Annotated in this window: 3 protein-coding genes; all 3 read left to right on the top strand. The window is 73.5% G+C overall.

Features of this window, described 5'->3' with window-relative positions; genetic code table 11:
• Window positions 1–1,471: iron-containing redox enzyme family protein (locus AC5LSR_RS15905; RefSeq protein WP_493468630.1), on the top strand; the 1,471-nt coding region annotated here is incomplete at its 5' end.
• Between the two features lie 25 nt (window positions 1,472–1,496).
• Window positions 1,497–2,708 (top strand): acyl-CoA dehydrogenase family protein, encoded by a 1,212-nt coding sequence (locus AC5LSR_RS15900; RefSeq protein WP_250285204.1) that lies wholly within the window; start codon window positions 1,497–1,499, stop codon window positions 2,706–2,708.
• Window positions 2,705–4,000, top strand: a complete 1,296-nt coding sequence (locus tag AC5LSR_RS15895) for a lysine N(6)-hydroxylase/L-ornithine N(5)-oxygenase family protein (protein ID WP_250285203.1) — start codon at window positions 2,705–2,707, stop codon at window positions 3,998–4,000. The genes AC5LSR_RS15900 and AC5LSR_RS15895 overlap by 4 nt, the downstream gene beginning before the upstream one ends.
• Window positions 4,001–4,113: the final 113 nt, after the last annotated feature.

The raw sequence follows: 4,113 nt of genomic DNA, 5'->3' as shown, positions 1-4,113 counted from the left end.
CCGCGGGTACGACCCGGTGCCGCTGCTGGCGGAGTACCTGGCGCTCACCGCGTTCTCACCCACCGGGCCGGCCGACCGGGCGCGGCTGCTTGCGGCGGTCCGGCTCGTCGTGCGGCTGGAGAGCGCGCATGTGGCGATGCTCGACGAGCTCGCACGCTGGCACCAGAGCCTGTCGCCGGACGCCGAGGTGGCACTGATCGTCGCCAGGCACGCGCCGTACGCCGGCCGCCAGCACCACCGGGTGCGGATCTCCGGCGTCCCCCTGGACGGCCTGCTCGCCGGCCCGGCGTTCGACGCCGCCGTGTTCGTCCGCCAGCTCCGATCCTCCAGCTACCTCAGGCCACTGCCGACCGGCAGCTGCCCCCTGACCAGGGCGATCAGGTTCGGCGGGCCAATGTTCGGGATCTTCGACGCCGCCGAGGCGCGCACGCTCGAGCGGTGGGCGGCCGCCGTCGCCGCGGGTGAGCCGCCCGGCGCCGACCTGGCCGCCTGCACCGCCGGCGACGATGACGCCGCCGCCTGGCAGCGCGCGCTCGCGTCCGCCGATCCCGGCGACATCGTCGTCGCCGTGCCTCCGGCGCTCGACGAACGCCAGTTCCTGTACCGGCTGGTCAACGTCGAGCGGTTCCCTGGCGTGCTGGCCGCCGCCCACACCCGCGTCGAGCAGGTGCTCGCCCAGGCCGAGGGGATGTTCGAGCTGGGAGCCGCCGGCCGCCACACCGACGCCACCTGGTTCGACTACAGCCCCGCCGCGCTGCGGGAGCGGGTGGAGAGCATCTACTGGACGAAGCTCGTCGGACCCTACCGGCCGCTGGTCGACATCCCGCCCCGGGCAGAGGTGATCAACGGCCAGAAGCGGTTCGCGCTGGGCAACCTCGTCGACGGAGCCTGCACGCACCGGGTCGGCAACACCGGCCGCTTCCACCGCCCCAGCGATGGGCCGCTGTTCGCCCTCTACGCCGACGAGATGGGCCGCGGCGACGTCGCCCGCAACCACCTCACGCTGATCAACCAGGCCCTGGCCAGCATGGGCATCCACCTGCCGCACCTGCGCTCGGAGGAGTTCCGCACCCAGACCGAGCTGCCCGGCCCGACCTACCCGTACGCGACCTACCAGCTCGGCCTGGCGCTGCTCCCGGACTCCCGCTACGAGGAGATCCTCGGCTACCACCTGGGTGTCGAGATGTTCGGCCTCGGCGAGCTGCGGCTGCACGAGACGCAGAAGATGCGCCGTCACGGCTTCGACACCGCCTACGAGGACGTGCACCTGTCCATCGACAACATCTCGGCCGGCCACACCCGCCAGGCGACCGACCTGATCGTCGCCTACCTCGACCACGTCGGACGCACCGGCGGCCCGGCCGCCGTCGAACGGGCCTGGCGCCGGGTGTGGCGCGGCTACGCCTCGTTCGCGTTCTTCGTCGAGCCGCACCTGGCCAGACGCCTGCTGGCGCGGCGGGCCGCCGCATGAGCTCCGACACGAGGATGGCGCGCCGGTGAGCACCCTGGACCCGCGGCTGCTGGCACTGCCGTTCTACGAGCGGCCGCACCGCGAGCTGGCCGAGGCGCTCGGCCGGTTCTGCGACACCCACGCCGGGCTGGCGGCGGCGGCCCGCACCGGCGCGCCGGAGAAGTACGCCGCCCGCGTGCTGCGCGCGCTGGGGGACGCGGGCCTGCTGACACCCGTCGACCTGCGCGCCCTGTGCCTGACCAGGGAGGCCCTGGCCTACACCGAGGACCTGCTCGACTTCGCGTTCTCGATCCAGGAGCTGGCCGCCTGGCCGATCCGGCGCCACGGCACCGACGAGCAGAAGCGGCGCTGGCTGCCCGGCATGGCCCGCGGCGAGCTGGCCGGCGCGTTCGCGCTCTCGGAGGAGCAGGCCGGCTCGGACGTCGCCGCGCTCGCCCTGCGCGCCGTCCCGGACGGGGACGGCGCGGGGTACGTCCTGGACGGGCACAAGACGTGGATCGCCGGCGCCGCGGGCGCCGACGTCTTCTGCGTGGTGGCCCGCACCGGCGACGGCCCGGCCGCGCTGGGCCTGACCGCGCTGCTCGTCCCGGCCGGCACACCGGGCCTGCGGATCGAACCGATCGACATGCTGGCCGAACGCGATATCGCCCGGCTGGAGTTCGACGGCTGCCGGGTCGCGGCCGACGCCGTCCTGGGCGGCCGCGGCGGCGGGTTCGTCGTGGCCATGGAGCTGCTCGAACGCTTCCGCCTCACCGTCGGCGCGGCGGCGCTCGGCTTCGCCCGCCGGGCCGCCGACGCCGCCCTGGCCAGGGCCCGGGGGCGGGCCGCGTACGGCGGGCGGCTGTTCGACCTGCCGACGGTGAAGGCCGGCCTCGCCGACGTCGAGGTGCGGCTGAACGCCGCCGCGCTGCTGGTGGCCAGGGCCGCCTGGGAGGCCGACCGCGGCACCCCGCCGGCCCGGCACGCCAGCATCGCGAAGCTGTACGCCACCGAGGCCGCCCAGCAGGTCGTGGACGCGGCCGTGCAGGTGTTCGGCGCCGCCGGGCTGGTGCGCGACAGCCTGCCGGAGCGGCTGTACCGGCAGATCCGGTCGCTGCGGATCTACGAGGGCGCCTCCGAGGTGCAGCGGCTCGCCATCGCCGACGCCCTGCCGCCGGCCCCGTCGCATGTTCCCCGGGCGGACGCGGGCCCGTCCGCCGAAGACGCCGAAGACGCTGAAAGCGAGTTCTGCTCATGAGGAGTGAGTCCGCGGCGCGGTACCGCTGTGTCGGGATCGGGGCCGGACCGGCCAACCTGAGCCTGGCGGCCCTGCTGCACGGCGACCCGGAGACACCGAACCTGGTCATCGACAGGAAGGCCGCGTTCAGCTGGCACGACGACCAGCTCATCCCCGGGGCGGCCCTGCAGGTGTCGCTGTTCAAGGACCTGGTCAGCCTGTCCGACCCGACCAGTCCGTTCTCGTTCATGGCGTATCTGCACGACCGTGGGCGGATCTACCACTACCTCAACGCGCAGTTCGACAGCGTCCCCCGCGAGGAGTTCCGCAACTACCTGGGCTGGGCCAGCAGCCGCAACGAGAACGTCGTGTTCGGCGAGGAGGCGCGGTCCGTCGACTTCGCCGGCGACACGTTCGCCGTGCGGACCGACCGGCGCACCCTGCTCGCCGACAACGTGGTGGTCGGCGTCGGCACCGCCCCGTGGGTGCCGGCGTTCGCCCGTCCGCACCTGGGCGGCACCCAGTTCCATGTCAGCGAGTTCCGGTCGAGGGCCGTCGGCCTGCGCGACCGGCGGGTGGCGGTGATCGGCGGCGGCCAGTCCGGCGCCGAGGCGTTCCTCGACCTGATCTCCCGGCCGGACGGCGAGCTGCCGCACCGGGTGTCGTGGCTGTCCCGCCGGCGCAACTACTTCCCGCTCGACGACTCGCCGTTCACCAACGAGTTCTACATGCCCTGCCACTCTGACTACTTCGCCGAGCTTGGCCCGAGCGTGCGGGCCGAGGTCAACAGCCAGCAGGTGCTGACCAGCGACGGCATCTCCGAGGCCACCGCCCGGGAGATCTACCAGCGGATCTACGTCCACCGGTTCATCACCGGCGCCCCGCAGCTGACCGGGCTCTACCCCAACCGTGAGGTGGTCAGCGTCGAGCCGTGCTCGCCGGAGGGCTGGAGCATCTCCGTCCGGCACAACGACCCGGCCAGCTGCCTGGAGATCTTCGAAGCGGACATGATCATCTGGGCGACCGGCTTCCGGCCGGCCCGGATGGACTTCCTGGCACCTCTTCAGCCGCGCCTGGAGCGGGAGGACGACGAGTACCGGGTGGACGCCGACTTCGCCGCCCGCTGGGACGGCCCACCCGACCGGAACCTGTTCCTGCAGAACGCCGCCCGCGGGCAGCGCGGTCTGGCCGACCCCAACCTCAGCCTCAACGCCTGGCGCAGCCAGCGCATCGCCGACCGGATCCGCGGCGTCCGCGGCAGGGAGCAGCACCCGGCGTTCATCGAATGGTCGCCCAAGACAGGAGCCCCCTGATGGGCCGAAGGGCGTGCGATCATGGCGAAGCCGCGCGCCCGGAGGCTGCTCTTCCAGAGATGCTGACCATGGACGCCGGGGCCGGGGCCGGGGCCGGCGTCCATGGTCAGCAT

The organism is Protofrankia sp. CiP1_Cm_nod4, assembly GCF_982290645.1.
Note: the sequence above shows the minus strand (reverse complement) of the source record. Positions and strands in the feature narration are given on the sequence as shown.

Excerpts from the sequence above, each read along its gene's own strand:
- AC5LSR_RS15895 (WP_250285203.1), top strand. The coding sequence starts at position 2,705 with ATGAGGAGTGAGTCCGCGGCGCGGTACCGCTGTGTCGGGATCGGGGCC.